This window comes from Streptomyces sp. NPDC048636 (assembly GCF_040650655.1).
Taxonomy (GTDB): Bacteria; Actinomycetota; Actinomycetes; order Streptomycetales; family Streptomycetaceae; genus Streptomyces.
Map to the genome: position 1 here is coordinate 745,791 of NZ_JBEZHR010000001.1, position 26,610 is coordinate 772,400.

24 protein-coding genes and 2 tRNA genes are annotated in these 26,610 nt (G+C 71.7%); 14 read left to right on the top strand and 12 right to left on the bottom strand.

Annotated elements, in window-relative coordinates; all coding sequences use genetic code 11:
- Positions 1–2: 2 nt before the first annotated feature.
- Positions 3–1,466, bottom strand: a complete 1,464-nt coding sequence (locus AB0C66_RS03445) for an AarF/ABC1/UbiB kinase family protein (RefSeq protein WP_362432235.1) — start codon at positions 1,464–1,466, stop codon at positions 3–5.
- Positions 1,467–1,539: 73 nt separating this feature from the next.
- Positions 1,540–2,670 (bottom strand): ThiF family adenylyltransferase, encoded by a 1,131-nt coding sequence (locus tag AB0C66_RS03450; RefSeq protein ID WP_362432237.1) that lies wholly within the window; start codon positions 2,668–2,670, stop codon positions 1,540–1,542.
- 229 nt (positions 2,671–2,899) lie between these two features.
- Here AB0C66_RS03450 and AB0C66_RS03455 point away from each other — a divergent pair, with 229 nt between their 5' ends.
- From AB0C66_RS03455 to AB0C66_RS03470, 4 genes are all read left to right on the top strand, one after another.
- Positions 2,900–3,550 (top strand): M48 family metallopeptidase, encoded by a 651-nt coding sequence (locus tag AB0C66_RS03455; RefSeq protein WP_362432239.1) that lies wholly within the window; start codon positions 2,900–2,902, stop codon positions 3,548–3,550.
- 125 nt (positions 3,551–3,675) lie between these two features.
- The gene (locus AB0C66_RS03460) at positions 3,676–5,406 is read left to right on the top strand and encodes a TerD family protein (protein WP_362432241.1); all 1,731 of its coding nucleotides are present in this window, start codon (positions 3,676–3,678) and stop codon (positions 5,404–5,406) included.
- A gap of 11 nt (positions 5,407–5,417) precedes the next feature.
- Positions 5,418–6,101: an AIM24 family protein gene (locus AB0C66_RS03465; protein WP_362432243.1), complete on the top strand. Its 684-nt coding sequence runs from the start codon at positions 5,418–5,420 to the stop codon at positions 6,099–6,101.
- Between the two features lie 16 nt (positions 6,102–6,117).
- Entirely contained in the window at positions 6,118–6,873 is a 756-nt protein-coding gene (locus AB0C66_RS03470) for an AIM24 family protein (RefSeq protein WP_362432245.1), read from the top strand.
- A gap of 83 nt (positions 6,874–6,956) precedes the next feature.
- Here the strand turns inward: AB0C66_RS03470 and AB0C66_RS03475 are convergent, their stop codons facing one another.
- Both AB0C66_RS03475 and AB0C66_RS03480 read right to left on the bottom strand, forming a co-directional pair.
- Positions 6,957–7,484 (bottom strand): NUDIX hydrolase, encoded by a 528-nt coding sequence (locus AB0C66_RS03475; protein ID WP_362432248.1) that lies wholly within the window; start codon positions 7,482–7,484, stop codon positions 6,957–6,959.
- Positions 7,481–8,971, bottom strand: coding sequence for a zinc-dependent metalloprotease (locus tag AB0C66_RS03480; RefSeq protein WP_362432250.1), 1,491 nt, complete (start codon positions 8,969–8,971; stop codon positions 7,481–7,483). The genes AB0C66_RS03475 and AB0C66_RS03480 overlap by 4 nt, the downstream gene beginning before the upstream one ends.
- Positions 8,972–9,162: 191 nt before the next feature.
- Here AB0C66_RS03480 and AB0C66_RS03485 point away from each other — a divergent pair, with 191 nt between their 5' ends.
- The 4 genes from AB0C66_RS03485 to AB0C66_RS03500 all read left to right on the top strand — a co-directional run bounded on the left by AB0C66_RS03485 (position 9,163) and on the right by AB0C66_RS03500 (position 12,419).
- Positions 9,163–10,272: an SDR family oxidoreductase gene (locus tag AB0C66_RS03485; RefSeq protein WP_362432252.1), complete on the top strand. Its 1,110-nt coding sequence runs from the start codon at positions 9,163–9,165 to the stop codon at positions 10,270–10,272.
- Between the two features lie 102 nt (positions 10,273–10,374).
- A complete protein-coding gene (locus tag AB0C66_RS03490; protein WP_362433348.1) occupies positions 10,375–10,845 on the top strand; it encodes a molybdenum cofactor biosynthesis protein MoaE in 471 nt (156 codons plus the stop codon).
- A gap of 243 nt (positions 10,846–11,088) precedes the next feature.
- Complete coding sequence (locus tag AB0C66_RS03495) at positions 11,089–11,268, top strand: hypothetical protein (RefSeq protein WP_362432254.1); 180 nt, start codon at positions 11,089–11,091, stop codon at positions 11,266–11,268.
- Between the two features lie 62 nt (positions 11,269–11,330).
- Positions 11,331–12,419, top strand: coding sequence for a PDZ domain-containing protein (locus tag AB0C66_RS03500; protein ID WP_362432256.1), 1,089 nt, complete (start codon positions 11,331–11,333; stop codon positions 12,417–12,419).
- Between the two features lie 103 nt (positions 12,420–12,522).
- Here AB0C66_RS03500 and AB0C66_RS03505 read toward each other — a convergent pair whose 3' ends face one another.
- Positions 12,523–13,086, bottom strand: a complete 564-nt coding sequence (locus tag AB0C66_RS03505) for a PPA1309 family protein (RefSeq protein ID WP_362432258.1) — start codon at positions 13,084–13,086, stop codon at positions 12,523–12,525.
- Positions 13,087–13,225: 139 nt separating this feature from the next.
- Here AB0C66_RS03505 and AB0C66_RS03510 point away from each other — a divergent pair, with 139 nt between their 5' ends.
- From AB0C66_RS03510 to AB0C66_RS03525, 4 genes are all read left to right on the top strand, one after another.
- Complete coding sequence (locus AB0C66_RS03510) at positions 13,226–16,183, top strand: UPF0182 family protein (protein WP_362433351.1); 2,958 nt, start codon at positions 13,226–13,228, stop codon at positions 16,181–16,183.
- A gap of 68 nt (positions 16,184–16,251) precedes the next feature.
- Positions 16,252–16,325 (top strand) — tRNA-Met (locus AB0C66_RS03515).
- Between the two features lie 181 nt (positions 16,326–16,506).
- A complete protein-coding gene (locus AB0C66_RS03520) occupies positions 16,507–18,354 on the top strand; it encodes a tetratricopeptide repeat protein (RefSeq protein WP_362432260.1) in 1,848 nt (615 codons plus the stop codon).
- 114 nt (positions 18,355–18,468) lie between these two features.
- Positions 18,469–18,542, top strand: a tRNA-Met gene (locus tag AB0C66_RS03525).
- A 79-nt stretch (positions 18,543–18,621) separates the two neighbouring features.
- Here AB0C66_RS03525 and AB0C66_RS03530 read toward each other — a convergent pair.
- Positions 18,622–19,038 (bottom strand): Fur family transcriptional regulator, encoded by a 417-nt coding sequence (locus tag AB0C66_RS03530; protein WP_362432262.1) that lies wholly within the window; start codon positions 19,036–19,038, stop codon positions 18,622–18,624.
- A 160-nt stretch (positions 19,039–19,198) separates the two neighbouring features.
- Between AB0C66_RS03530 and AB0C66_RS03535 the strand changes: the two genes are divergently transcribed.
- Positions 19,199–20,665 carry a catalase gene (locus AB0C66_RS03535; protein WP_362432265.1) on the top strand — a complete coding sequence of 489 codons (1,467 nt, stop codon included), beginning with the start codon at positions 19,199–19,201 and terminating at the stop codon, positions 20,663–20,665.
- A 90-nt stretch (positions 20,666–20,755) separates the two neighbouring features.
- Here the strand turns inward: AB0C66_RS03535 and AB0C66_RS03540 are convergent, their stop codons facing one another.
- On the bottom strand, positions 20,756–21,148 hold the full coding sequence (locus AB0C66_RS03540) for a CBS domain-containing protein (protein WP_362433353.1): 393 nt from the start codon (positions 21,146–21,148) through the stop codon (positions 20,756–20,758).
- Positions 21,149–21,344: 196 nt separating this feature from the next.
- Positions 21,345–22,139, bottom strand: coding sequence for a histidinol-phosphatase (gene hisN / locus AB0C66_RS03545; protein ID WP_362432271.1), 795 nt, complete (start codon positions 22,137–22,139; stop codon positions 21,345–21,347).
- A gap of 136 nt (positions 22,140–22,275) precedes the next feature.
- On the opposite strand from hisN, the gene AB0C66_RS03550 reads away from it, so the two are divergent.
- Positions 22,276–22,959 carry a TetR/AcrR family transcriptional regulator gene (locus AB0C66_RS03550; protein ID WP_362432274.1) on the top strand — a complete coding sequence of 228 codons (684 nt, stop codon included), beginning with the start codon at positions 22,276–22,278 and terminating at the stop codon, positions 22,957–22,959.
- Here the strand turns inward: AB0C66_RS03550 and AB0C66_RS03555 are convergent.
- The 4 genes from AB0C66_RS03555 to AB0C66_RS03570 form a co-directional block, all read right to left on the bottom strand.
- Complete coding sequence (locus tag AB0C66_RS03555; RefSeq protein ID WP_362432276.1) at positions 22,904–23,227, bottom strand: multidrug efflux SMR transporter; 324 nt, start codon at positions 23,225–23,227, stop codon at positions 22,904–22,906. The two genes, AB0C66_RS03550 and AB0C66_RS03555, sit on opposite strands and share 56 nt — an antisense overlap.
- A gap of 106 nt (positions 23,228–23,333) precedes the next feature.
- Entirely contained in the window at positions 23,334–24,341 is a 1,008-nt protein-coding gene (gene rsgA / locus AB0C66_RS03560) for a ribosome small subunit-dependent GTPase A (protein WP_362432277.1), read from the bottom strand.
- Positions 24,342–24,353: 12 nt separating this feature from the next.
- Positions 24,354–25,706, bottom strand: coding sequence for a 3-phosphoshikimate 1-carboxyvinyltransferase (aroA, locus tag AB0C66_RS03565; protein WP_362432279.1), 1,353 nt, complete (start codon positions 25,704–25,706; stop codon positions 24,354–24,356).
- Between the two features lie 116 nt (positions 25,707–25,822).
- Positions 25,823–26,536 carry a M50 family metallopeptidase gene (locus AB0C66_RS03570; RefSeq protein WP_362432280.1) on the bottom strand — a complete coding sequence of 238 codons (714 nt, stop codon included), beginning with the start codon at positions 26,534–26,536 and terminating at the stop codon, positions 25,823–25,825.
- Positions 26,537–26,610: the final 74 nt, after the last annotated feature.

Sequence of the window (26,610 nt, forward strand, 5' to 3'; positions counted from 1 at the left end):
CCTCACACGGACCGCTCCGCCGCCTCCGGGCTCTCCTCAGCCTCCGTGTCCTCCGGGTCGGCGACCGAGTCGGCCGTCGGGTCGGCTTCCGCGTCGGCCGTCGGGTCGGCTTCCGGGTCGGCTTCCGGGTCGGCGGCGAAGCCGGGCACCCATGCCTCCAGTTCGTCCCGAAGCCGCACGGTGGCGCCCAGCTGGCACAGCACCCCGATCGTGCTCAGCGTGACCCGGTGGATGAGCAGATAGGACGGCGGCAGATTGAGCTGATTGCCCAGCTCGTAGACGGGCGAACGGCGGTCCGCGACCCGCGCGGCCTGACCGCGTATCCAGCTGCGGTCGAAATGGAAGGTGTCGGCCTGTGCCGGTTCGAGCATCGGCAGCAGAAACTCCAGCAGATCGTCCGCGTCGACGTCGATCGTGGGCTTGAAGAACCCCTCCTCACGCATCAGCGCGTAGACGCCCTTCGCGTCGCCCTCCAGCGCCATGCGCAGCGCGACACCGATCGACGAGGGCAGTCCGCCGGGCAGCCGGTCCACCGAGCCGAAGTCCAGCACCCCCAGCTTCCACTGCTCCGGCGGCCCGTCGGGGGCGTCGCCGGTCAGCAGCCGGAAATTGCCCGGGTGGGGATCGGCGTGCAGCAGCCCGGTACGGGAGGCACCGGAGAACAGAAAGCGGGCCAGCAGCTGCCCGGCCCGGTCCCGCTGCTCGGACCCGCCCTCGGCGATCACCTCGGAGAGCGGTATCCCCTCCATCCACTCGGAGATCAGCACCTGGTCGCACTGGTGCACCACCTCGGGCACCACGATCTCCGAGTCCTCCGTGTACTCGGCGGCGTGGGCCCGCTGGGACTCGGCCTCCAGCTCGTAGTCCAGCTCCTCGGCCACCCGGTCCCGCAACTCCGCGATCAGCGGCTTGAGGTCGAGCCCCGGCACCAGGGGGCCCAGTACGCGGGCGAACCGGCTCAATTGATTGAGGTCCGACAGCAGGGCCTCGCCCGCCCCCGGGTACTGCACCTTGACCGCCACCGCACGCCCGTCGTGCCAGACCGCGCGGTGCACCTGACCGATCGAGGCCGACGCCGAGGGCTTGTCCTCGAACTCCTCGAAGAGCTCCCGCCAGTCCTCCCCCAGCCGCTCGGCCAGCTGGGCGTGGACCGTGCGCGTGGGCATCGGCGGCGCCGCTTCCTGGAGCTTGGTCAGGGCCGCCCGGTACGGCCTGGCGATCTCCTCGGGCAGCGCCGATTCGAAGACCGACATCGCCTGCCCCAGCTTCATGGCCCCGCCCTTGAGCTCGCCGAGCACTTTGAACATCTGCTCGGCGGTCCGCTGCTGGACCTCACGCGCGACCATCTCCGCCGGTCGCCCCCCTATCCGCTTCCCGAGCCCCCATGTGGCGCGCCCCGCGAATCCCAAAGGCAGCGCCGCGAGTTTGGCGGTTCGGGTGATCGCCTTGCGCGGCAGATCGGACATGCGCCCCTCCAACTACAGCTGAGCCGTCCCGGGGGAGGCCCCCGGACCCCCGTCGCCCACTCGTGGGCGTCGGTCACCCGGCCATTGTCGCGTGCCGTGCCTCCATGGCCGAGGCATATACCGCATCCTTCCGTCCGCCCGCTCCGCACTCGCACCCGGGATGCGCTTCGAGGGCCCGCACCTCCCCGGTGAGCGCGGGCAGCGCCAGCTCCCAGCAGGCACCCGCGACCGGCGAGGCCCGTCCGTCGAGGAAGGCCAGCGCCTGCACCGCGGTGACCCCGGCGACCATCGCCGCCAGCGCCGTGTCACAGGCGGGCGCGGACCGGCGGCGGCCGGACCGCCACTGCGCGAGCATCAACGGCCAGGCGGGCTCCCGCTCCGCGCGGCCCGCCGCGAGACAGCCCGCACACGGGGTGGCGCCCGGCACCACCAGCGGCCCCACCACCGCCGTGGCCTCAAGCACCCCCGCGTAGAGATGGGGGATCCCCGCCGCCAGCAGCGGCTCGGCCGCCGCCGGATCCGGGGCATAGGCCGCGAGGCCGTCCCGCGGAACGATCACCACCAGCGCCAGCCCCGGCTCATGTGACGGCACCCCATCCCGCGCCGGACGCCGTGGCCGGGGCCCGGGCGCACAGCGCCGCACCAGACGGCGCGCGGCCACTTCCCGGCGCTCCCCGATCTGCTCGGCCGACAGCCCGCCGGGTGTCACATCCCAGGGCTCGACACAGCCGCCGTCCACCACATCGATCAGCCCGACGCCCGAAGCCGACAGCGCGGCCGCGACCGCCGCACCGACCCGCCCGGCACCCCTCACCTGCACACGGGTGGCCCGCCGCGCCGCGAGCAGACGGGCCGCCGCCCCCGGCTGCCGGTGCAGCACGGAGAGCGCCGCCGCATCCGGCCGCAGCCGGTCAAGAGCCGCGGCGGGCTCCCCGCCGTCCCTCGGCTCGTCCAGCAGACCGGCCGCCGCCAGCCGCTCCAACACCGCGTCCGCCCGGCCGTCCGGCAGCCCGAGGGTCTCTGCCTCCTGCCGCAGCAGGGGCAGCCCCCGGGTGCCGTCGAGCAGATCCAGAAAGCTGCCCGTCGCCGTGTCCAGCGGGCCCAGCACCACCGCATGCGCCCGGGCCACCCCGAACTGCACCGTGTCCCTGCTCCGCCAGCCGCGCCGCAGCGCGGGCTTGAGCATCGGATGTGTGGAACGCATCCCCGATTCCCCCCGTCGGTCCGTGGATCCCCGTCGTCCGCACCCCGGGCCGCCGCCGGTGCGCGGCCCTCGGACTGCCCCCAGCATGCGACCGGCAACACCCTCCGCGCCGCGCGTTGTCCACAGGCGGCGGCAATAGTCGTACAAGCCATGCACACGCTGGAGTGGTTCGTTCCGCCACCCGGTGAGGGGTGGGACTTCCCCGCCCCCCAGCGGGTAACGTCGGGGCGTGCCCGCCGACTCGTCCCCCCGCTTCGCCGGGGAGCCCACCGCGCACAGCGCCCCCGGAGCCCCGCTCACCGCCCCCAGCCCGCAGGACCGCGTACCGGGCCGCCAGGACCGCGGACCGGCCGTGAGCGCGGTCGAGGTCCGCCGGAGCTCCCGGCGGCGCAGGACGGTCTCCGCGTACCGCGAGGGCGACCGCACCGTCGTCCTCATCCCCGCCCGGATGTCGGAGGCGGAGGAGCGCCGCTGGGTGACGGTGATGCTCGACAAGCTGGCGGCGCAGGAGAGCAAACGGATGCTGGGCGACGCCGAGCTGGCCGCCCGCGCCGAGCTGCTGTCCGGGCAGTACCTCGAGGGCCGGGCCCGGCCCGCCACCGTCCGCTGGGTGACCAACCAGAACACCCGCTGGGGTTCGTGCACCCCTGCCGAGGGCAGCATCCGGCTCTCCCACCGGCTCCAGGGCATGCCCGAGTACGTCGTGGACTACGTCCTCCTCCATGAGCTGGCCCACCTTCTGGTGCCCGGTCACGGTCCGCGTTTCTGGCGGCTGCTGGAGGCGTATCCGCGGACCGAGCGGGCGCGCGGCTATCTCGAGGGCGTGGTGGCCGCAGGACGGCTGCCCCATCTGTCCGGATCGGGCAACGAACGGGCCTGAATCCGGCAACGATCGCAGCGGGGGAACCGGACCGGGTCTCCCCGGCGTGGCTCATAGTCGGCGGCAGCGGCTAGCCTGGCGCGCAATGCACTCACCGGTTTCGGGATGGGGGACGGTCGTTACGTATGGCCAGGGAATTCCAGCGCGGCCACAAGGCCAAGATCAGTGATCTGACGGCCGGGAGGGATCTGTACATCGGTGTGCAGGTCGCCGGGCCCGGCCTCACGTTCGACATCAGTTGCTTCGGTCTCGACGCGGACGAGCGGCTGTCGGACGACCGCTACTTCATCTTCTTCAACCAGCCGAAATCTCCCGAAGAAGCGATCCAGCAGCTCGGGGCACAGGCCGGTGACGCCGAGTCGTTCCGCGTGACCCTCGACGCCATCCCGCCCTCCATCCACAAGCTCTCCTTCACCGCCACCCTCGACGGCGCGGGCCAGATGTCGCAGATCGGCCCCGGCTACATCCGGATCGTCGCGGGCGGCGAGGAGGTGGCCCGGTACGCGTTCTCCGGCGCGGAGTTCAGCACCGAGCGCGCGGTGATGCTGGGCGACTTCTATCTGAAGGACGTCTGGCGGTTCGCCGCCGTCGGCCAGGGCTTCGACGGCGGACTCGACGCGCTGCTGAAGAACTTCGGCGGGGAGGTCGCCGAGGAGGAGCCCGCACCCGCGCCCGCCCAGGGCGGTGCGCCCGGTTTCGCGCCCCCCGGCCAGCCGGCCGCGGCGCCCGCCTTCGCGCCCCCGGGCGGTGGCCAGCCCGCCCCGCAGCCGCCGCAGCCCGCGCCCGCCTTCGGCGCACCCCAGGGGGCGCCGCCCCAGGCCACGCCTCCGCAGCCGGTGCCCCAGGCGCCGCCGCAGCCCGCCCCCGCGGCACAGCACACCCCGCCGCAGGGCATGCCCCCGCAGCCCGCGCCCGGTTCACCGCAGATGCACGGCGCGCCCACCATCGCCGCGCCGATCGCGCCGCCCGGGCAGACACCGCCCGGCCAGGTGCCGCCGCCCGGTCCGCCGGGACAGTTCCCGGGGCAGCAGCCGCAGTTCGGCGGCCAGACGCCCGGCCAGGCACCGCCCGCGCCCGCCCCGTACGGCCAGCCTCCGGCCCAGCCGTACCCCGGTCAGCCGGGTCCCGGCCAGCCCTACGGCCAGCCGCCGGGCGCCCCCCAGGGCGTTCCGCAGGGTCAGGGCCAGGGCGGCGCACCCGGTGTCCAGGCCGCGCTGGCCCAGTACCGCGAGGCCCCCACCGGGCAGCGGTGGACCCCGCAGAACCCGCGCCTGATGCGGGTCGACCTCGGTGTCGGCGGTCAGCCGGTGCTGGCCCGGCAGGGCGCCATGGTGCTCTACCAGGGCAAGGTCGAGTTCGGCTACAAGGGCGCCGGGTTCCGCGGCCGGATCGTCGGCAACGCGACCGGGCAGGAGATGCAGCTGATGCGCTGCACCGGCCAGGGGCAGGTCTTCCTCGCGGAGAACGCGGCCGAGCTCCACCCCATCGAGCTCCAGGGCGACGCGATCTGCGTCTCCGCCGAGAGTGTGCTCGCCTTCGACGAGTCGCTCCAGCACGAGGTCCGCAGGATCGAGGGGCACGGCATCCCCGGCGGCGCGCTGTTCACCATGCAGTTCCAGGGCACCGGCACCGTCATCGTGAAGACCGAGGGCACTCCGGTCGTCCTCCCGGTCACCCCGACGACCTTCGCCGACAGCAACGCCATCGTGGCGTGGTCCGCCGGTTCGCAGGTGATCATCTCCAGCCAGGTGCGGCTGCGCCGTGCCGCCTACCCCGGCCACAGCGGGGAGACCGTGAACCTCCAGTTCCGCGGCGCGCCCGGCAACTTCATCGTCGTCCAGCCCTACGAGGTCTGAAGGCCACCGACATGGACCAGCAACTGATCACGGGCTTCGCCCCCACACAGGCCGCCGCCCGGATGGAGAACCACGGCGCCAGCATGCTCAAGGTCGCCATGCAGAGCGGCCAGGACCTGTTCGCCCGCACCGGCTCGATGGTCGCGTACGAGGGCTTCGTCCAGTACGAGCCGAACCCGCCGGCCGTGCGCCAGATGGCCTCCCAGTGGCTGACCGGCGAGGGTGCCCCGCTCATGCGGTGCAGCGGCGACGGACTGCTCTACCTCGCCGACTACGGGGCGAATGTCGTCTGCGTCAACCTCAACGGCGACTCGCTCTCGGTCAACGGCACCAATCTGCTCGCCTTCGACGCCCATCTCCAGTGGGGGGTGGAACGCGTCAAGGGCATCGCCAAGTTCGCCGGGCAGGGCCTGTTCAACGTGGGCGTCTCCGGCTCCGGCTGGGTCGCCCTGACCTCCCGCGGCACACCCATCGTCGTCGACTGCGGACGCGGCGAGGACGAGACCTATGTGGACCCGGACGCGCTCGTCGCCTGGTCCACCGGGCTCAAGGTCAAGGGGAAGCGCAGCTTCAAGGCGTCCTCCCTGATCGGCCGGGGCAGCGGCGAGGCGTACCAGCTCGGCTTCTCCGGGCAGGGCTTCGTCGTCGTACAGCCCAGTGAGGACAGCACCGACCGGCTCCGGGCACGGGGCTGAAGGGGAGAGAGACACCATGCAGAGCCCGCTCTTCGCCTTCACCGAGGCCCAGACCCAGGACCGCTACGCGCTCCAGAACCCGCATATGCTGCGGGTCGCCCTGACCGGCCATGAGGACATGCTCGCCCGTAAGGGCAGCATGGTCGCCTATCAGGGGCTGATCGAGTTCGACGGTGAGTACCAGACGCCGGGACAGCGGCGCTCCCGCGCCGTCGGTGAGGGCCTGGACCTGATGCGCTGCTCCGGGCAGGGCACCGTCTACCTCGCCAACCTCGCCCAGTACATCCATGTGGTGGACGTGGAGGGCGAGGGGCTGACCGTCGACAGCGCCTATGTCCTCGCGCTGGACTCCACCCTGCACTGGGAGACCATCGCGGTCGACAGCCAGTACGGGATCTCCGGCTCCGGCAAGTACAACCTCAATATCTCCGGGCGGGGCAAGGTCGCCCTGATGACCTCCGGTCAGCCGCTGATGCTCCAGGTCACCCCGGACAAGTACGTCAATGTCGACGCGGACGCCATCGTCGCCTGGTCGAGTTCGCTGCGCGTCCAGATGCAGGCGCAGACGCACTCCTCGGGTGTGTGGCGGCGGCGCGGCAACACGGGGGAGGGCTGGGAGCTCAGCTTCCTCGGCCAGGGTTACGCCCTCGTCCAGCCCAGCGAGCTGCTGCCGCCGCAGAACGCGGTGGTCGGCAGCGGGATGGCCGCCCAGTTCGGGATGGGCCAGCAGGGCGCCCGCGGACAGAACCAGGGCAACATCTTCGGCAACTGATACGGCGGTCACCGAAGACGCGAAGCGGCCGCGGACCCTCGGGTCCGCGGCCGCTTCGTCTCGTCCGTCCGGTGGTTCGGTGATCAGATCAGCGCGCGGGTGCGGTCCACCAGCCGCAGTACGGACTCGTCGGCCACCCCCGCCACCTCGTCGTAGCCGAACCAGCGCAGATCCAGCGACTCATCGCTGATCGCCGCCGTCGCGCCGGGCGGGGCCAGCGCCGCGTACTGCACGTCCAGATGCCAGGCGCACGGGGTGTGATGGCGGTCCAGCCGCACCGGGCCGCCCGGCAGCAGCGTGAGCCCGGCGATCCCGGACTCCTCCGTGGCCTCGCGCAGCGCCGCGTCCGCCAGGGTGGCGTCCTCCGGTTCGCAGTGGCCGCCCATCTGAAGCCACATCCGCAACTTCCGGTGCAGGGTGAGCAGTACGCGGTCCTCGGACGGGTCGATCACCAGCGTGCTCGCCGTGAGGTGCCCGTCCCGGCACGCCTTCCACATTCCGTCCGGGTGGGCGGCCAGATGGTCGCCGTAGGCCAGCCGCAGCCGCTCCTGGGCGGCGTCCGGCGCGGACCACGCTTCAAGGACCCGCGCCGCGTCCTTATGGAGACTCACGCGCCGCTGTCACCCCGTCGCTCGTCCGGGCCGTCCTCGGAGCTCTCGCCGCCGCCCTTGCCGCCCTCGTCGCTCTCGCGGCTCTCACCGCTCTTGGCGCTCTCGCCGCTCTCACCGGCGGGCCGCTCGGCGCCGCCCGCCGCCTCGCCGAGCATCTTGTCCAGCTCGGAGAAGTCCAGCTGCTCGCGGTGGACGAAGCCGTCCGGGTCGTCGAGGTCCTCGGCGGTCGGCAGCATGTCGGGGTGCTCCCACAGCCCGTCGCGGCCCTCCATCCCGCGGGCGTCGGCGAGCGAGGCCCACAGCCGGGACGCGTCCCGCAGCCGACGGGGCCGCAGCTCCAGACCGATCAGGGTGGCGAAGGTCTGCTCGGCGGGGCCGCCGCTCGCCCGGCGCCGCCGCAGCGTCTCGCGCAGCGCGTCGGCCGACGGCAGATGGGGCGCCGCGGCGGCGTGGACCACCGCGTCCACCCAGCCCTCCACGAGCGCCAGCGCCGTCTCCAGACGGGCCAGGGCGATCTTCTGCTCGGGGGTGTCCTCCGGCTGGAACATGCCCTGCTGGAGCGCCTCCTGGAGCTGCTCGGGGTGGGTCGGGTCGAGCTGGCCGACCGCGTCCTCCAGCTTGGCGGTGTCGACCTTGATCCCGCGGGCATAGCCCTCGACGGCACCGAAGAGATGTGAGCGCAGCCACGGCACATGCGAGAACAGCCGCTGATGGGCGGCCTCGCGCAGCGCCAGGTAGAGCCGCACCTCCTCCTTGGGGACGCCGAGACCGGAGCCGAGCGCCGCGATGTTCACCGGGAGGAGCGCGGCCTTGCCCGCCGGGCCGAGCGGCAGCCCGACGTCGGTCGAGCCGACCACCTCACCGGCCAGCACGCCCAGCGCCTGGCCGATCTGGGTGCCGAACATGGCACCGCCCATGGAGCGCATCATCCCCAGCAGCGGGCCGGCCATGGCCTGCATCTCCTCGGGGAGCACATCGCCCATGGCGGCGCCGACCCGCTCGGCGACCGGATCGACGAGATCGCGCCATACCGGGAGGGTCGCCTCGACCCATTCCGCGCGGCTCCACGCCACGGCGCTGCCGGAGCCCGAGGGCAGCGAGGTGGCGCCGTCCAGCCACAGATCGGCCAGCCGCACCGCCTCCTGGACGGCCGCGCGGTCGGCCGGGCCGACGCTCTCGTCCTTGGTGCCGTCGGCGGTGCCGCGGGCGACGGTCTGGCGCGCGATGTCCTTGGCCATGTCCCAGTTCACCGGGCCGCCCTCGTACGAGAGCATCTGCCCGAGCTGCTGGAACGCGGCGCCCAGGTCATTGGGGTTCAGCGAGCCGAACATCGCGGCGAACGGATTCTCCGCGCCGCCCGTGCCGCCGCCGAACCCGAAGGGATTCGCGGGGCCCTGATCGCCGCCCTGACCGCCCTTCCTCTTGCCGTCGTCGCCGTCCTCCGGCTCCTCCGGCGGAAGGCCGAATCCGAATGGGGAGTCACTCACGGGTTTCCTCGGCTCGTTGGGCCACCGGCCCCGGGCCGGCGGCGGATGCCCGACATCACCACCCAGCCTAGACACCTCGCCGGTTTACGGGCTCGGTGCTTCGCTGATCGCCGCCCTGCGGCAGGATGGACGTCACCTGGTACGTACGCGTGCACGCGCTGCGTACTGAAGACAACCGCTGGAGACGCCCGGTGAGTTCCCCAGACCGAGAAGTTCGCGCTGCGCGAAACGATACGGCCGGTACCGTACGACGCCCCGTCGTGGCGGTCACCGGAGCCGCGTCGGGGCCCGGCGCCCTGCTGACGCAGCGGCTCACGGAGTCCGACGAGATCAAGCAGGTGCTCGCCATCGACGAGCGCCGCGGAGAGGTGAGCGAGGCGCAGTGGCATGTGCTGGACGTCCGTGATCCGGCCATCGCCGAGAAGCTGCGCGGCGCGGACGTCGTGGTCCACCTCGCGGTCGACCTCGATCTGGGCACCGACTCGGCCGCCCGTACCGCGTACAACGTGCGCGGCACCCAGACCGTGCTGACGGCCGCCGCGGCCGCCGGAGTGCACCGGGTGGTGCTCTGCACCTCCGCGATGGTCTACGGGGCGCTGGCCGACAACGACGTGCCGCTCGCCGAGGACGCGGAGCTGCGCGCCACCGCGGAGGCCACCGGCGTCGGCGATCTGCTGGAGATCGAGCGGCTCGCGGAGCGCGCGCCCCGGGCGCATCCAGGGCTGAATGTCACCGTCGTGCGCCCCGCGATCCTGGTCGGCGGCACGGACACCGCGCTCACCCGCTACTTCGAGTCGCCGCGGCTGCTGGTGGTCGCGGGATCCCGTCCGACCTGGCAGTTCTGTCATGTGGAGGACCTGGTCGGCGCGCTGGAGTACGCGGCTCTGGAGAAGGTCGAGGGCGAGCTCGCGGTCGGCTGCGACGGCTGGCTGGAGCAGGAGGAGGTCGAGGAGCTGTCCGGTATCCGCCGTATGGAGCTGCCGTCGGCGGTCGCCCTGGGCGCCGCGTCCCGGCTGCACCGGCTGGGCCTGACGCCGTCCCCGGCCGGGGACCTCGCGTACACCATGCACCCCTGGGCGGTCAGCGGCAGCCGGCTGCACGCGGCGGGCTGGCGGCCCCGGTGGACCAATGAGGAGGTCCTCGCCGAACTGCTGGAGGAGGTCGCCGGGCGCCATACGGTGGCCGGGCGGCGTCTCGGCCGTAAGGACGCCACGACGCTGGGCGCCGCGGGCGCGACCGTGGCCCTGGTCGGTACCGCCGCGATCGTGCGCCGCGCCCGCAAGGCGCGCCGCCGGGCCTGACCACCGGGTCTGACCGCCGGGCCCGGCGACGCACCCCAAGGGGCATTTCGGAATTCACTTTCCGCGATCCGGTATTCCGTGACGACGGGACGGTACGGCACGATGGACGGCATGGCACATACGTACGATCACCCCGGCGAACTCGCGGCCGCCGACCCCATCCGTCTGCTCGCCGTCCGTGACACCCCACTGTCGGTGGACGAGGTGTTCGGGGCCGTCGGTGACGCCGCGGCGGGCGGCACGGCCCTGTTCGTGGGCACCGTGCGCAACCACGACGGGGGCGCGGAGGTCGGCGCTCTGGGCTACTCCGCCCATCCGACCGCCGAGGCCGAGCTGCGGCGGGTGGCCGAGAAGGTCGCGGCCGACTTCCCGGTGCGCGCGCTGGCCGCGGTGCACCGCGTCGGCGATCTCGAGATCGGCGATCTGGCCGTGGTGGTGGCCGTCTCCTGCCCCCACCGCGCGGAGGCGTTCGCCGCCTGCCGCCGTCTGATCGACGACCTCAAGCGTGAGGTGCCGATCTGGAAGCACCAGACCTTCGCGGACGGCACCGAGGAGTGGGTCGGCGCCGAGTGACCCGGTGCCGCGCGATCGGGTGACGCGGGGGGCCTCCCCGCGGGGCATCACAGCGGGCCGCCAGCGGGGCGTGAGGGGCGTAGGAGCGGGCACACGCGCCCTTGATGCGCGCAGGTCGCGGAAGGGTGTACTCCACTTGCGTAACCCCCACCCTGCCGTGAGCGTTGACGAAGCGGAGGATTAATCTGCTGATCTGTCAGTCGCGGCTCGGGGCGCGGTTCTACGAGGGGACGGGAGGCCGCTGTGGGCGCACTGCTCTGGTTGCTCATTCCAGTACTCGCGGCGATAGCCGCGGCGATATACGCCGGCATAGCCGCCCGCGCCGCCAAGCGGACCAGCGGGGGAGACGTCGAAGAACTGGCCGGGTACGCGAGGTTCCGCGAAGCCATGGAGCGGCAGCACTCCCATTCCGACGCCGCCTGAGGCCGCACTCGTACGGACGGCCCCGGGGGTGGACTGGCGGACGCGTCCCGTACTGTCGTTCCATGCCACGCCGCACTGCGACGATGCTCGCCTCCCTTCTGATGCTGATCGCGCTGCTGTGCGCCGGGGTGTTGATCCCGGTGCCGTACGCGGAGATGTCGCCGGGACCCACGTACAACACCCTGGGTGAGCACAACGGCGAGTGCGTCTTGCAGATCTCCGGCCACAAGGGCTGTGAGGGCACCGGCGGTCACCTCAATATGACCACCGTGCGCGTGACCGGCTCCGAGTACCGGATGAACCTCGTGGAAGCCGTCTACGGCTGGCTGGCCCACGACGATGTGGTGGTCCCGCACGACACCCTCTACCCGGACGACAAGACGCCGGACGAGGTGAACCAGCAGAACGCCGAGGAGTTCACCCAGTCCCAGGAGAGCGCCAAGGTCGCCGCCTTGAGGGCGCTGAAGAAGCCCGTGTCCTCGCAGGTGGTCGTCGGCGCCGTCGGTAAGGGCAGCCCCTCCCAGGGCAGGCTGCACGCGGGCGATGTGATCAAGTCGGTGGACGGCACCGCGGTGCGCGGCCCCGAGGACATCTCCAAGCTGGTCACCAAGCACAAGTCCGGGGAGAAGGTCGTCTTCTCGGTGATCCCGGCCAAGGCGGTCGCCGCGGCCGAGAAGCGTGGCGAGAAGCCCTCCGGCCAGAAGCGGGTCACCGTGACCACCACGAAGGCCAAGGACGGCCGGAGCATCGTGGGCATCGAGGCCAGGCCCGACTTCACCTTCCCGTTCCGGATCGACATCAAGCTCGCCGACGTGGGCGGGCCGAGCGCGGGGCTGATGTTCGCGCTGGGCATCGTGGACCGGCTCTCCTCCGGTGATCTGACCGGGGGGAAGTTCATCGCGGGCACCGGCACCATCAACGAGAAGGGCGTGGTCGGGCCCATCGGCGGGATCGAGATGAAGACCATCGGCGCCCGCGAGGCCGGAGCGCGCTACTTCCTCACGCCCAAGGAGAACTGCGCGGGTGCGGCCAAGGACGTCCCCGGCGGTCTGCGGCTGGTGAAGGTGCACACCATCGACGACGCGCTGAGCGCCCTGAAGAAGATCCGCCAGGGCGACACCGCCGGACTGCCGAAGTGCGCGACGAGCTGACGAGCTGACGCGGCACACCGGGCCCGGAGCGGGCTGGGAGCGGGCCGGGAAGGCGCCCTGAGGGCGTCGCCCCGGCCCGCCGTCCCGGCCGGGTCCGGGCCCGTCAGTCGGTCGCGAACGTGGCGCTCAGCGCGTCCGCGAGCCCCGGCACCAGACCGGCGCCGGTCAGCACCTCGGTGGCGGAGTCCTTCTCGCGCAGCCGTACGGCCGACTCGCGCTTCCCGTCCCGCAGCACCGCGACCGTCATCCGGACCTCCTGGCGGTCGGGGTGGGCGGCGACCCAGGAGGCCAGCCGGTCCTCGCCCAGGCCCTCCGGTACGGCGCTCTCGGCGGACGGCGGCAGCATCAGCCGCTCCACGGTCATGGCGCAGCCGACGACCGCGTCGGGCCAGGCGATGGTGGCGAGGAACTCGTCGAGCGGGGTCTGCGCGGGCAGCTCGTCCTGCTCGATGGGGGTGAGCGAGGCGGCCTCCCCGCCCTGCTCGTCAAGGCCGAGCTGGGCGGCCAGGCCGGGCTCCTGGGAGCGCAGCCGGGCGGTGTCGACGAGGGCGAAGAGCCGGGCGGGCTGGTCCCAGCCGAGCCCGGAGGCGTACTCGTCGATCTCGAGGACGGCTCGGGTCAGCGGATTGGCGGCCATCGGGGAGCTACCGGGGGTTGCGTTGGACATGCTGCATATCGTGCCCTGATCGGACCCGGAAACGGGAACTGAGTAAAGCCTGAGTAAGTTGCATCAGGTGGACCCTCCTGTGTTCGGGGTCCGTACTACACACACAGCGAACTTCGAGGTGCGCACCTTGGCTTTCCAGATGCCGGACCGCGGCGGAGGCCCGACGGGACCGCGGATCAGAGTCGGCCGACCGTCCCGGCGCGTCCGGACCCTGCTCATGACCCTGGGCGTGCTGGCCGTACTGGCCATGCTCTTTGTCATGTTTGCCGGGTTTTGGACGGATTGGCTCTGGTATCGCTCGCTTCATTACTCCTCTGTCTTCAGCACCACACTGAAGACCAAGATCGGGCTGTTCGCCGTCTTCGGCGCGCTGATGGCCGTGGCCGTGGGGCTCAACATCTGGCTGGCGCACCGGCTGCGGCCGCCGCTCAGCGCGATGTCCCTGGAGCAGCAGAGCCTCGACCGCTACCGGATGGGCATCGCCCCGTTCAAGAGGTGGGTGCTGCTCGCGGTCACCGCTCTGGTGGGGCTGATCGCGGGCGCCTCGGCGGCCGGGCAGTGGCGGATCTGGCTGCTGTGGGTCAACGGGGTGCCGTTCGGCCAGAAGGACCCGCAGTTCCACAAGGACGTCGCGTTCTACGCGTTCGATCTGCCCTGGTACCGCTTCCTGCTGAGCTTCGGCTTCGCGGCCACGGTGCTCTCCCTGATCGCCGCCGCCGTGGTGCACTACCTCTACGGGGGCTTGCGGATCACCAGCCCCGGCGCCCGCGCGACCGGCGCCGCCACCGGCCATCTGTCGGTGCTGCTGGGCGTGTTCGTCGCCCTCAAGGCCGTCGCGTACTGGCTGGACCGGTACGCCCTGGCGGTGAAGTCCAGCGACTTCAAGGCCACCGACAACTGGACCGGGCTGCGCTATGTCGACGCCCAGGCGTATCTGCCCGCCAAGACCATCCTGTTCTGCATCGCGGTCATCTGCGCGGTGCTCTTCTTCGCCACCCTCTGGCGCCGCACCTGGCAGCTGCCGGTGATCGGCTTCGGTCTGATGGTGCTCTCCGCGGTGCTGATCGGCGGGCTCTACCCCGCGATCGTGCAGAAGTTCCAGGTTCAGCCGAACGAGCAGGCCAAGGAAGCGCCGTACATCAAGAAGAACATCGACGCCACGCGCCAGGCGTACGGCATCGAGGGCTCCGAGGTGGCGGACTACTCGGGCCGGACCGACGACAAGGGCGGCGCCAAGGGCGCCAAGCTGCGCCAGGTCGCCGACTCCGCCGCCAGCTACCGGCTGATCGACCCGAGCGTCGTCTCGCCGACCTTCCAGCAGCTGGAGCAGAAGCGGAAGTACTACCAGTTCCCCTCGACCCTGGACGTCGACCGCTACAAGGGCCCCGGGGGCAAGGACCAGGACACCGTGGTCGGGGTGCGTGAGCTCAACCTCGACGGTATCCCCAAGCGGAACTGGATCAACGACCACTTCACCTACACCCATGGCTACGGTGTGGTGGCGGCCAAGGGCACCGGCCCCGACCCGCAGGCGGACCAGGAGGGCGCCCCGGCGTTCACCGAGGCCGGACTGCCCACCCAGGGCGGTATGGAGAGCTATCGCCAGCAGGTCTACTACGGCGAGAAGACCGACCAGTACTCGATCGTCGGCGGGCCCCAGAAGGAGCTCGATTACGAGGACGACGGCGAGAAGACCACCAGCTACCGCGGCAAGAGCGGGGTCAGCCTCTCCAACCCGGTCAACCGCGCGGCCTACGCGCTGGCGTTCGGCGAGCCGCAGATCCTGTACTCGGGAGCCATCGGCGAGGGCTCGCGGATCCTGTACAACCGCACGCCCAAGGAGCGCGTCGAGAAGGTCGCGCCCTGGCTCACCATCGACGGTGACGCCTATCCGGCGGTGGTCAACCACCGGATCAAGTGGATAGTGGACGCCTACACGACGACCAACGGCTATCCGTACGCCTCGCGTACGACCCTGGGCGACAGCACGGCCGACTCGCTGAGCGACGGCGACCGTTCGGTGGTCGCCCAGCAGAACAAGGTCAACTACATCCGGAACTCGGTGAAGGCGACCGTCGACGCCTACGACGGCTCGGTCGACCTCTATGAGTGGGACACCAAGGACCCGGTGCTGAAGACCTGGGAGAAGGCGTTCCCTGGCACGGTCAAGGCCAAGAGCGAGATCAGCGACCAGCTGATGGACCATCTGCGGTATCCGCAGGACCTGTTCAAGGTCCAGCGCGAGCTGCTGACCCGCTACCACGTCACCGACCCCAAGCAGTTCTACAGCGGCAGTGACGCCTGGCAGGTCCCGGACGACCCGACCCAGCGCGAGGAGGGCAACGCGGTCCCGCCGTACTACCTGAGCATGAAGATGCCCGGCCAGCAGGACCAGAAGTTCTCGCTGACCACCACCTTCACGCCCAACGGCCGGCCCAACCTGGGCGCCTTCATGTCGATCGACGCCGATGCCAAGAGCAAGGACTACGGCCGGATAAGACTGCTGAAGGTCACCAGCGACGTACCAGGGCCACAACAGGTGCAGAGCAAGCTCAACGGCCGTGCGGAAGTCGCCGAGTTCGTCCGCAACCTGCGGGGCACCGACTCCGACATCGAGTACGGCAACCTGCTCACGGTCCCGCTCAACGGCGGCTTCCTGTATATCGAGCCGGTGTACGCGAGGGGCGGCAGCGCCAACTACCCGCTGCTGAAGAAGATCGGCGTCTCCTACAACGGCAAGGAGCCCGTCTTCAAGGACAGTCTGGGCGAGGCGCTGGACGCGGTGTTCGGCGCGTCGTCCGGCGGCGGTGAGGAGAAGCCACCGTCCGGTGACGACGGCGGGGAGAAGCCGCCGTCGAGTTCCAACCCCTCGCTCCAACAGGCCCTGAAGGACGCCCAGGACGCCTGGGACGCCGGTCAGAAGGCCCTCCAGGAGAAGCCGCAGGACTGGGACGCCTACGGCAAGGCCCAGGACGATCTGAAGGAGGCCCTGGACCGCGCCGCCAAGGCCGAGGACAAGGCCGGGACGGACAAGAAGGCGGACGGCGGGAAGCGGAACGACCCGAAGAGTCAGAGCGCCGGCAGCAAAGGCGGCTGACCCGCGTCCACCTGGGACAACGGGTGAGTGAGTGATCCCCGCGCCGTGGTACGGTGGTCGTACAACGACGCGGGGTGGAGCAGCTCGGTAGCTCGCTGGGCTCATAACCCAGAGGTCGCAGGTTCAAATCCTGTCCCCGCTACTCGCAGACGAGGCCCGGATCCGCAAGGATCCGGGCCTCGTTGTGTGTTCGGTGAGTGTCCACTCGGGGAACTCGGATACAAGCGTTTGGGTTGTCTCTCTGTGGGCAAGTCGACAAAACGCTGAAGTGACCTCCTCGGCTGCGGTATACCAGGTGTACGCCGGAGACGAGTGATGTCACGATGGGATATATGGGGGACAGGGTCAGTCTGTTGGAGACAGGGCGTTTTGCGCAGACGCATGACGATGCCGAGGAAGAGACCCGGCACCGCCGTGCCGCCGAAGCGGGCGACACCGCCGCGATGAGCGCACTGGGCGCGCTGCTGCTGCGCCGGGGCGATCTCGACGGCGCCGAGCCGTTTCTGCGCGGCGCCACCGCCGAGGGCGACCGTGCCGCCGCCAACAACCTCGGAGTCCTGCTCCATCAGCGCGGCTACGCCGACGAGGCGGCCGGGTGGTGGCGCATCGCCGCCGTCGCCGGATCCGCCGCGGCCGCCCACGCGCTGGGCCGCCACCACCGCGAGCGGGGCGATGAGCCCGCCGCCGAGTACTGGCTGCGCCAGTCCGCCGAATCCGGCCACACCCTGGGCGCGTACGCCCTGGCCGATCTGCTGGAGCACCGCAGCGACATCGGCGCCGAGCGCTGGTTCCGCACGGCCGCCGAGCGCGGCCACCGCGAGGCCGCCTACCGGCTCGCCCGCATCCTCGACCGACAGGCCGACGCGGCCGCGGCCGCGTCGGAGGGCGAGCCGCGCAGGACCGGCGCCGAGGCCGAGCCGGAGGAGGCCGAGCAGTGGTACCGGCAGGCCGCCGCGCGCGGCCACCGGCGGGCCGCCCTGCACCTGGGCACGCTGCTGGAGAAGCGCGGTGAGGCCCAGGAGGCCGGGCGCTGGTATCTGATGTCCGCCAAGGACGGCGAGGCCCGCGCCGCCTGCGCGCTCGCCTTCCTGCTGCGCGACGCGGGCGACACCGACAGCGCCGCCGTCTGGTGGCACCGGGCCGCCCAGGACGGCGATGGCAACGCGGCGAACGCGCTCGGCGCGCTGCACGCCGACCGCGGTGAGACCCAGACCGCCGAGCGGTGGTACCGCGCCGCCCTCGACGCGGGTGACATCAACGGCGCGTACAACCTCGGTCTGCTCTGCGCCGAACAGGGCCGCACCGCCCAGGCCGAGCAGTGGTACCGCCGTGCCGCGTACGCCGGGCACCGCGAGGCCGCCAACGCGGTCGCCGTACTGCTGTTGCAGCGGGGCGACGCGGCGGGCGCCGAGCCGTGGTTCTCCAAGGCGGCCGAGGCGGGCAGCGTCGACGCCGCGTTCAACCTGGGGATCCTCCACACCGGCCGGGACGAGGAGCGCGCGGCCCGGCAGTGGTACGAACGGGCCGCCGCGGCCGGGCACACCGAGGCGGCGCTCCAGGTCGGCATCGCGCTGCTGCGGGACGGCGACGGCCGGGCGGCCGAGCGCCATCTGCGCTGCGCCGCGGGCGGCGGCAGCGCCGAGGCCGCCTTCCAGCTGGCCGTGCTGCTCGACCGCTCGGCCGTCGGCGGCGACCCCCCGGCCACCGGCACCGGCACCGGGCTCGGCACCTCGTCCGGGACGCGGTTCCCGGCCCCGGCCGACGACGGGACCGTCCCCGAGCACGAGGAGTGGTACGAGCGCGCGGCGCGCCAGGGCCACCGCCGCGCCCAGGTGCGGGTGGGCATGCTCGCCGCCGCCCGGGGCGATGTGGTCGAGGCCGCGCGCTGGTACCGGATGGCCGCCGAGGCGGGCAGCAGCAATGGCGCGTTCAACCTGGGGCTGCTGCTGGCCCGCGAGGGCAGCGAGCCGGAGGCCGCCCTGTGGTGGACGCGCGCGGCCGGGGCCGGGCACGGCCGCGCCGCGCTGCGGCTCGCGCTGCTCGCGGCCCGTCGCGGCGCGCTCACCGAGGGGCAGCGGTGGTGTGCGCGGGCGGTCGAGCTGGGACCCGCGGAGGTCGCCGAGCGGGCGGCCCGGCTGCGGGACGCGCTGCAACAGGAGCTCACGGCCTGAGCCGGGGCCGGGCCGGGCGGACCCTGGGCCGGAACATCCTGTTGCGTACGGATGGCGCGTGGGGAACCGGTTTGCTCTGATCGTCGACCACGGGTTAAGGTTGCTTCACACCGACGCGGGGTGGAGCAGCTCGGTAGCTCGCTGGGCTCATAACCCAGAGGTCGCAGGTTCAAATCCTGTCCCCGCTACGAGAACGAAGGGCCCGGATCCTGAGGATCCGGGCCCTTCGTCATGCTCAGGACGTTTCCGGGGCCACGCCCCGGGGCGTCAGCCTGCCGCGCAGTCGGGGCAGACCCCGCGGTAGGTCACCTCGACATCGGAGACCGCGAAGCCGAAGCGCTCCTTCGCGGGCAGACCGGCCAGCAGATCGCCGGTGGGGTGGACATCGCGGATGGTGCCGCACCGCGCGCACACCAGGTGCTGATGGGCGTGGTGGGCGTTGGGGTCGTAGCGCTTGGCCCGGCCGTCGGTGCTGACCTCGATCACCTCGCCGAGCGAGACGAGCTCGCCGAGGGTGTTGTACACCGTGGCGCGCGAGATCTCGGGCAGCCGCCCGGCCGCCCGTGCGTGCACCTCGTCGGCGGTGTAGTGGACGTGGTCCCCGTCGAGGACCTCGGCGACAACGCGCCGCTGCGCGGTCAGCCGCCAGCCGCGTCCCCGGAGCCGTTCCAGCAGGTCACTCATGCCATCACCTATCAGTCAGATAAGGACAAGGGTAGCAGTGGGTCAGTCCATGGCCGGATCTGTTATCAGTTTCCATGCATTCTTGACTTAGACAAAGTCCAATGTAGGGTGGTCGTCACCCCACACCGGGGGGAGAGACGCGAGTACGCGGGAGGCGCACGTGACGGTCCAGGACAACATCGGCGGTCCGCTGACCACGGAGTCCGGCGCTCCGGTGGCGGACAACCAGAACAGCGAGACGGCGGGCGCCGGCGGTCCGGGTCTGATCCAGGACCAGCACCTGATCGAGAAGCTGGCCCACTTCAACCGTGAGCGCATCCCGGAGCGGATCGTCCACGCGCGCGGCGCCGGTGCGTACGGCACCTTCACGGTGACCGCGGATGTGACGCGGTACACCCGGGCGAAGTTCCTCTCCGGGATCGGCAAGCAGACCGAGACGTTCCTGCGGTTCTCCACGGTGGCCGGAAACCTCGGCTCGGCGGACGCGGTGCGCGACCCGCGCGGTTTCGCGCTGAAGTTCTACACCGAAGAGGGCAATTACGACCTCGTCGGGAACAACACCCCGGTGTTCTTCATCAAGGACGCCATCAAGTTCCCCGACTTCATCCACACCCAGAAGCGCGACCCGTACACCGGTTCGCAGGAGGCGGACAACGTCTGGGACTTCTGGGGACTGTCGCCCGAGTCCACCCACCAGGTCACCTGGCTCTTCGGCGACCGCGGCATCCCCGCCTCGTACCGTCATATGAACGGCTACGGTTCGCACACCTTCCAGTGGAACAACGACGCCGGTGAGGTCTTCTGGGTCAAGTACCACTTCAAGACCGACCAGGGCATCGAGAACCTCACCGCCGAAGAGGCCGAGGTGATCGCGGGCAAGGACCCCGACAGCCACCAGCGCGATCTGCGCGAGGCCATCGAGCGCGGGGAGTTCCCGCGCTGGACCGTCCAGGTGCAGATCATGCCCGCGGCGGAGGCGGCGGAGTACCGCTTCAACCCGTTCGACCTGACCAGGGTCTGGCCGCACGAGGACTACCCGCCGATCGAGATCGGCACGCTGGAGCTCAATCGCAACCCGCGGAACATCTTCGCCGAGGTCGAGCAGTCGATCTTCTCGCCCGCCCATCTGGTGCCGGGTATCGGCCCGTCCCCGGACAAGATGCTCCAGGGCCGGCTGTTCGCCTACGGCGACGCCCACCGCTACCGCGTCGGCATCAACGCCGACCATCTGCCGGTGAACCGTCCGCACGCCACCGAGACACGCACCCACGGCCGGGACGGGCTGCTGTACGACGGCCGCCACGCGGGCGCGAAAAACTACGAGCCGAACAGCTTCGGCGGTCCGGCGCAGACCGGGCGTCCGCTCTGGCAGTCGGCCGCCGTCTCCGGTCACACCGGTGACCACGCGGCGCCCTCGCACGCCGAGGACGATGACTTCGTCCAGGCGGGCAACCTCTACCGGCTGATGTCGGAGGAGGAGAAGGAGCGCCTGATCGCCAACCTCGCGGGCTTCATCGCGCAGGTGTCGCGCGAGGACATCGCGCAGCGGGCGATCGAGAACTTCCGCAAGGCGGACACGGACTACGGCAAGCGGCTGGAGGCCGCGGTTCAGGCCCTTCGCGGCTGAGGGCGCTCGCCGTACGAACCGGAGGGGCCGGACGCCAAGGGGCTCCGGCCCCTCCGTGTGCGCGCGGCCCGGTGCGCCGGGCCGGGCGCCTCAGGCCATCGCGGGCTGCGGGACCGGGGCCCAGCAGCGGATGATGTCGCGCACCGAGACCACCCCGACCGGGTCGCCCGCGTCGAGCACGATGAGATGGCGGAAGCCGCCGTGCGTCATCGTGCGCGCCGCCTGGTCCAGCGTCCACCCGGGGGCGGCGAAGACGACATCGGCGGTGGTGTGGGAGTGCGCGGTCTCGAGGTCCGGATCCTGGCCCTCGCCCAGGGAGTTGAGGATGTCGCGCTCGGTGAGGATGCCGAGTCCGCTGGTGTCGGGATCGAGCACGACGGCCGATCCGATCCGGCGGGCGGACATCAGCCGGGCGGCCTGGCGGAGCGTATGCGCGGGGCCGATGGTGAGGACCACCGAGCTCATGGCGTCACGGACGTACATGGGCATGGATGGAGCCACCTCCTTGGTGAATCCATTAGAGAATGGATTCACAAGTTCACAAGGTCCTGGATTCTCATGTTCACATGCCGAGGGGAACTCAACAAGGGCGCGCGGAAGCGGATCTCCCACTTCCTGGCTCCTACGCGCCGGTTGACGGTGTGAACGGGCCCCAGGGCGCCCCGGGCGCCCCCGGGGCTCAGGACCTGAGGTGATCCAGCAGCGGACCGTGGAGCAGTCCGTTGGACGCCGCGGCGTCGCCGCTGTTCGGTCCGGGCACCCCGTCCAGCCCGGTGAAACGGCCGCCCGCCTCCTGGACGATCACCGCGTTGGCGGCCATGTCCCACAGCGAGAGCTCCGGCTCGGCGCAGAGGTCCACCGAGCCCTCGGCGACCATCATGTACGGCCAGAAGTCGCCGTAGCCACGCGTCCGCCAGCAGGCGCGGGTCAGCTCCAGGAAGCCGTTCAGCTTTCCGCGCTCCTCCCAGCCGCTGAGCGAGGAGTACGCGAACGAGGCGTCGGCGAGCCGGGTCACCCCGGAGACCCGCAGCCGGGTGGCGGACGACAGACTCCGCCCGGTGTACGCGCCGAGCCCCTCGGCGGCCCACCAGCGGCGGCCCAGCGCCGGAGCGGAGACCACGCCGACCACCGGGCGGTCGCCGCCCTCGCCGCGCTCCATCAGCGCGATCAGGGTGGCCCAGACCGGGACCCCGCGGACGTAGTTCTTGGTGCCGTCGATCGGGTCGATGACCCAGCGGCGCGGTCCGCTGCCCTCGCTGCCGAACTCCTCGCCGAGCACCGCGTCGCGCGGCCGGGCGCGTCGCAGATGGCCGCGGATCAGCTCCTCGGCCGCCTTGTCGGCCTCGGTCACCGGGGTCATGTCGGGTTTCGTCTCGACCTGGAGATCGAGGGCCTTGAACCTCTCCATGGTCGTGGCGTCGGCGGCGTCGGCCAGGACCTGGGCGAGACGCAGGTCATCGTGGTAGTCGGGCATGGCCGAACAGTATCGATACGGAATGAGCCGAATCCACATGAGCGCGGCCCGGGCGCGGTGCTTCGGACCACACCGGATGCCTTGACAGTGTCTGGCGGTCCGTCAATTCTGTCCGCACCCGGCCGGGGAGGTGGCGGTGCCCACAGCACGCGAATCCTTGTTGGACGCGGCCTTCACCGCGCTCGCGGAAGGCTCCTGGGCGGTGGTCCGGATGGTCGACGTCGCGTCCGCCGCCGGGGTCTCGCGGCAGACCCTCTACAACGAGTTCGGCGGCAAGGACGGCCTGGCCCGCGCGCTGGTGCGGCGCGAGGCGGACGCGTATCTCCAGGGGGTGGAACAGGCGCTGACCCAGCCGCCCGGCGCAGCGGACCCCGGCGAGCGGCTGGCCGCCGCGGCCGTCTGGACGGTCCGGACCGCGACCCGGAATCCGCTGGTGCGCGCGGTGCTCACCGGCTGCTGGGGGGAGCGGCTGCCCGCGCCCGTACGGTTCGACCCGGCGCCCTTACGGCCCTCGCGTTCGCTGCGGCCGCGGGCGGCCGAGCGGGCGGGGGCCATCGCGCCGCTGCCCACCCCGGTCGAACTGCTGGGCGAGGTCCGGGAGCGGTCGGTGCGGCTGCTGGCGGGGCAGTGGCCGCGGGCCGGACCGGGGGAACTGGCCCGTGCCTGCGATACGGCCGCGCGGCTGGCGCTGGCCTGTGTGGTCGCCCCCGCCCCGGCGGCGGACGTGGCGACGCTGGTGCGCGGCGCGCTGGTCGCCGCGCCGCTCAGTGACCCGAGCCGGAGAGCTGGAGCCCCATCACCCCGACGATCACCAGACTGATCGAGACGATCTTGAGGGTGGAGACCAGGTCGCCGAGGAAGACCATGCCGTAGATCGCCGTACCGGCCGCCCCGATCCCCGTCCACACCGCGTAGGCCGGGCCGACGTCCAGCTTCTTCAGCGCCAGTGTCAGCAGTCCGAAGCTGCCGAGGGCGAACGCGCAGAAGGCGATGGTGGGCCAGATACGGGTGAAGCCGTGCGAGAGCTTGAGGCAGACGGCGAACCCGGTCTCGAGGATCCCGGCGACCACGACCAGCAGCCACGCCATACAGATTCCTCCCGTACCGCTGACGGCCGCCTTCGCCGGAGGGCGTCTTGATGCGATTATCCATTTACCTCCCGTCGTGGGCGGCAAACGTGGCCGGGGGTCCGGGTCAGTCCCCCTCGCGCCGCTCCCGGGTGGCGAGCAGCCGCCGCAGCGAGTAGAGGCGGGCCGGGTCGGCGTGGCCGTCGGCCACCCACTGGTCCAGCGCGCAGTCCGGCTCGTCATGGCTGCACGCGCGCGGACAGTTCTCGGTGCCCGGCACCAGGTCCGGGAAGGCGTGGATGACCCGCCCCGGGTCCACATGGTGGAGTCCGAAGGAGCGCACCCCCGGGGTGTCGATCACCCATCCCTTGTCGTCCGGGAGCGGCAGCGCCAGCGCCGAGGTGGTGGTGTGACGGCCGCGGCCGGTGACCGCGTTCACCCGGCCGGTGGCCCGTTTGCGCTCCGGGACCAGCGCGTTGACCAGAGTCGTCTTGCCCACGCCGGAGTGGCCGACGAAGACGGTGACCCGGTCCGCGAGCCGCTCCCGCACCCGGTCCGCGGCCTTGCCGTCGGCCAGTTCGTCCCGGTTGGTGACGGCATAGGGCACACCGAGCGCCTGATAGGTGTCCAGCAGCGTGTCGGCCGGGGCCAGATCGGACTTGGTGAGGACGAGCAGCGGCTCCAGACCCGCGTCGAACGCCGCCACCAGACAGCGGTCGATCAGCCGCGGCCGCGGCTCGGGGTCGGCGAGCGCGGTGACGATCGCCAGCTGATCGGCGTTGGCGACCACCACCCGCTCGTACGGGTCGTCGTCATCGGCGGTCCGGCGCAGTACCGAGGACCGCTTCTCGACCCGGACGATCCGGGCCAGGGTGTCCTTGTCGCCGGACAGATCGCCGACGACCGCGACCTGATCGCCCACCACCACTCCCTTGCGGCCCAGTTCACGGGCCTTCATGGCGATGATGGTGCGGTCCTCGACCAGGACGGTGAGCCGTCCGCGGTCGATGGTCAGGACAAAGCCCTCGGAGGCGTCCTCGTGCTTGGGGCGGATGCTGGTGCGCGGGCGGTTGCCCTTGCGGTTGGGACGGACCCGTACGTCGTCCTCGTCGGTGTGCTTGCCGTAGCGGCGCATGGCGGCAGGCTCTCAGGCTCTCCGCGCCGACGGTTTCGTCGCGTCGAGCATGCCGGTCCACAGGCCGGGGAAGTCGGGCAGGGTCTTGGCGGTGGTCGCCACGTCCTCGATCCGGACGCCCTCCACGGCCAGACCGATGACCGCGGCGGCGGTGGCCAGCCGGTGGTCCTCGTAGGTGTGGAAGATCCCGCCGCGCAGCGGGGCCGGGGCGATGCGCAGACCGTCCTCGGTCTCGGTGACCTCGCCGCCGAGCGCGTTGATCTCCTTGGCGAGGGCGGCCAGCCGGTCGGTCTCGTGCATCCGCAGATGGCCGATTCCGCGCAGCACCGACTCGGAGTCGGCGAGCGCCGCGACCGCCGCGATCACCGGGGTGAGCTCGCCCACCTCGTGCAGATCGGCGTCGATACCGGTGATCCGGCCGGTGCCGGTGAAGGTCAGACCCTTGTCGGTCAGCTCGCAGGAGCCGCCCATCTCGGTGAAGATCCGGCGCAGCTCGTCCCCGGGCTGGGTGGTGTGCTCGGGCCAGTCGGGGATGGTCACCCGGCCGCCGGTGACCAGTGCGGCGGCCAGGAACGGCGCCGCGTTGGACAGGTCCGGCTCGATGACGAGATCGCTGCCGAGCAGCGCGCTCGGCGCCACCCGCCACACGCCCCGCTCGCCGCCCGCCTCGGGGGTGTCCACCCGGGCGCCCGCGGCGCGCAGCATGTCGACGGTCATCCGGATATGCGGCAGGGAGGGCAGCGCGGCGCCGACATGGCGCACCTCGACCCCCTGGTTGAAGCGCGGCGCGGACAGCAGCAGCGCGCTGACGAACTGGGACGAGGACGAGGCGTCGATCCGTACCGGGCCGCCGTCCAGCGCCCCGCCGCCGTGCACGGTCAGCGGCAGCGCGCCGCGCCCGTCGTCGTCGATCCGGGCGCCGAGCGCGCGCAGCGCGTCGATCACCCCGTGCAGCGGGCGCTCGTGCGAGCGCGGGTCGCCGTCGAACCGGACCGGGCCGTCGGCCAGGGCGGCGACCGGCGGCAGGAAGCGCATCACGGTGCCCGCGTTGCCGACGTCCACGGTGGCCGGGCCGTGCAGTCCGGCCGGGATGACCCGCCAGACCTCGCCGCCGCCGTCGGGACCCACGCCCTCCTCGATTCCCACGCCCATCGCCCGCAGCGCCTCGGCCATCAGCAGGGTGTCGCGGGACCGGAGCGGCCGGCGCAGCCAGCCGGGTTCGGCGGCGAGGGCGGCCAGGATCAGGCCGCGGTTGGTGACCGACTTCGATCCGGGCACGGTGACGGTCGCGTCGACCGCTCCTTCGGCGGTCGGAGCGGGCCAGAGGGCGGAGTGCGCGCCCGGGGAGATCTCAATGCCGGTCATGGGTCTCACTTTAGTGGTTCGCTCAGAGTGCGATTCTTGATCAAAAGTGGCGAAACCCAGTCGAAACACAGCTCTGCTCCATGTGGCGCACGGGGTGCGCCAGGGGCTCGTACGGCTCACATCCCCAGCAGCCAGCGACCGCCCGCGAGCAGCGAGCACAGCGAGACGACGTGGAACATGAGCAGCCAGGCGGCGGCCGGAATGCCGGTGAGCCGGGCCAGTTGGTCGGGGTCGGAGTCATGGGCACCGCCGTGCCGGCGCTTGCGCTGGAGCTCGAAGGCCGGCCGGACACCGCCCAGCAGCAGGAACCAGACCACCGCGTAGGCGAACGCCGCCTGTACCTCCGGTCCGGTCAGCCAGGAGACGAGGAGGAACGCGGCGCCGGTGACCACGACCGTGAGCACCCCGTAGGCGTTGCGGATCATCACCAGCATCGCGGCGAGCAGCGCGGTGGCCCCCCACAGCAGGGCGGTGATGTGGTTCGAGGCCAGCAGCCAGGCACCGGCCAGGCCCAGCAGCGAGGGGGCGGTGTAACCGGCGGCGGCGGTGAGGACCATGCCGAGACCGGTGGGCTTGCCGCGGGAGACGGTCAGTCCCGAGGTGTCCGAGTGCAGCCGTATCCCGTCCAGCCGCCGCCCGCTGAGCAGTGCTATCAGCCCGTGGCCGCCCTCGTGGGCGATGGTGATGGCGTTGCGGGTGATCCGCCAGGTGGTCCGGTAGACCACCACGGCGAGGGCGACCAGCCCGGTGGAGGCGACCAGCCAGGTGGTGGGGTCCGGCTGGGTCCCGACGACGCGGTCCCACAGCTCGGCGGCGTTCGTGGCGTCCATGGGCGGGCGGCTCCTCGCGGCTGTGTTGCGGTCGGCCGTCCTCCGGCCGTCGGGCTCGATTCCCGGCTCGGTGG

Excerpts from the sequence above, each read along its gene's own strand:
- AB0C66_RS03445 (WP_362432235.1), bottom strand. The coding sequence starts at position 1,466 with ATGTCCGATCTGCCGCGCAAGGCGATCACCCGAACCGCCAAACTCGCG.
- AB0C66_RS03450 (WP_362432237.1), bottom strand. The coding sequence starts at position 2,670 with ATGCGTTCCACACATCCGATGCTCAAGCCCGCGCTGCGGCGCGGCTGG.
- AB0C66_RS03460 (WP_362432241.1), top strand. The coding sequence starts at position 3,676 with ATGGCCAGGGAATTCCAGCGCGGCCACAAGGCCAAGATCAGTGATCTG.
- AB0C66_RS03465 (WP_362432243.1), top strand. The coding sequence starts at position 5,418 with ATGGACCAGCAACTGATCACGGGCTTCGCCCCCACACAGGCCGCCGCC.
- AB0C66_RS03470 (WP_362432245.1), top strand. The coding sequence starts at position 6,118 with ATGCAGAGCCCGCTCTTCGCCTTCACCGAGGCCCAGACCCAGGACCGC.
- AB0C66_RS03490 (WP_362433348.1), top strand. The coding sequence starts at position 10,375 with ATGGACGGCATGGCACATACGTACGATCACCCCGGCGAACTCGCGGCC.
- AB0C66_RS03500 (WP_362432256.1), top strand. The coding sequence starts at position 11,331 with ATGCCACGCCGCACTGCGACGATGCTCGCCTCCCTTCTGATGCTGATC.
- AB0C66_RS03505 (WP_362432258.1), bottom strand. The coding sequence starts at position 13,086 with ATGTCCAACGCAACCCCCGGTAGCTCCCCGATGGCCGCCAATCCGCTG.
- AB0C66_RS03510 (WP_362433351.1), top strand. The coding sequence starts at position 13,226 with ATGCCGGACCGCGGCGGAGGCCCGACGGGACCGCGGATCAGAGTCGGC.
- AB0C66_RS03520 (WP_362432260.1), top strand. The coding sequence starts at position 16,507 with ATGGGATATATGGGGGACAGGGTCAGTCTGTTGGAGACAGGGCGTTTT.
- AB0C66_RS03530 (WP_362432262.1), bottom strand. The coding sequence starts at position 19,038 with ATGAGTGACCTGCTGGAACGGCTCCGGGGACGCGGCTGGCGGCTGACC.
- AB0C66_RS03540 (WP_362433353.1), bottom strand. The coding sequence starts at position 21,148 with ATGTACGTCCGTGACGCCATGAGCTCGGTGGTCCTCACCATCGGCCCC.
- hisN (WP_362432271.1), bottom strand. The coding sequence starts at position 22,139 with ATGCCCGACTACCACGATGACCTGCGTCTCGCCCAGGTCCTGGCCGAC.
- AB0C66_RS03555 (WP_362432276.1), bottom strand. The coding sequence starts at position 23,227 with ATGGCGTGGCTGCTGGTCGTGGTCGCCGGGATCCTCGAGACCGGGTTC.
- rsgA (WP_362432277.1), bottom strand. The coding sequence starts at position 24,341 with ATGCGCCGCTACGGCAAGCACACCGACGAGGACGACGTACGGGTCCGT.
- aroA (WP_362432279.1), bottom strand. The coding sequence starts at position 25,706 with ATGACCGGCATTGAGATCTCCCCGGGCGCGCACTCCGCCCTCTGGCCC.
- AB0C66_RS03570 (WP_362432280.1), bottom strand. The coding sequence starts at position 26,536 with ATGGACGCCACGAACGCCGCCGAGCTGTGGGACCGCGTCGTCGGGACC.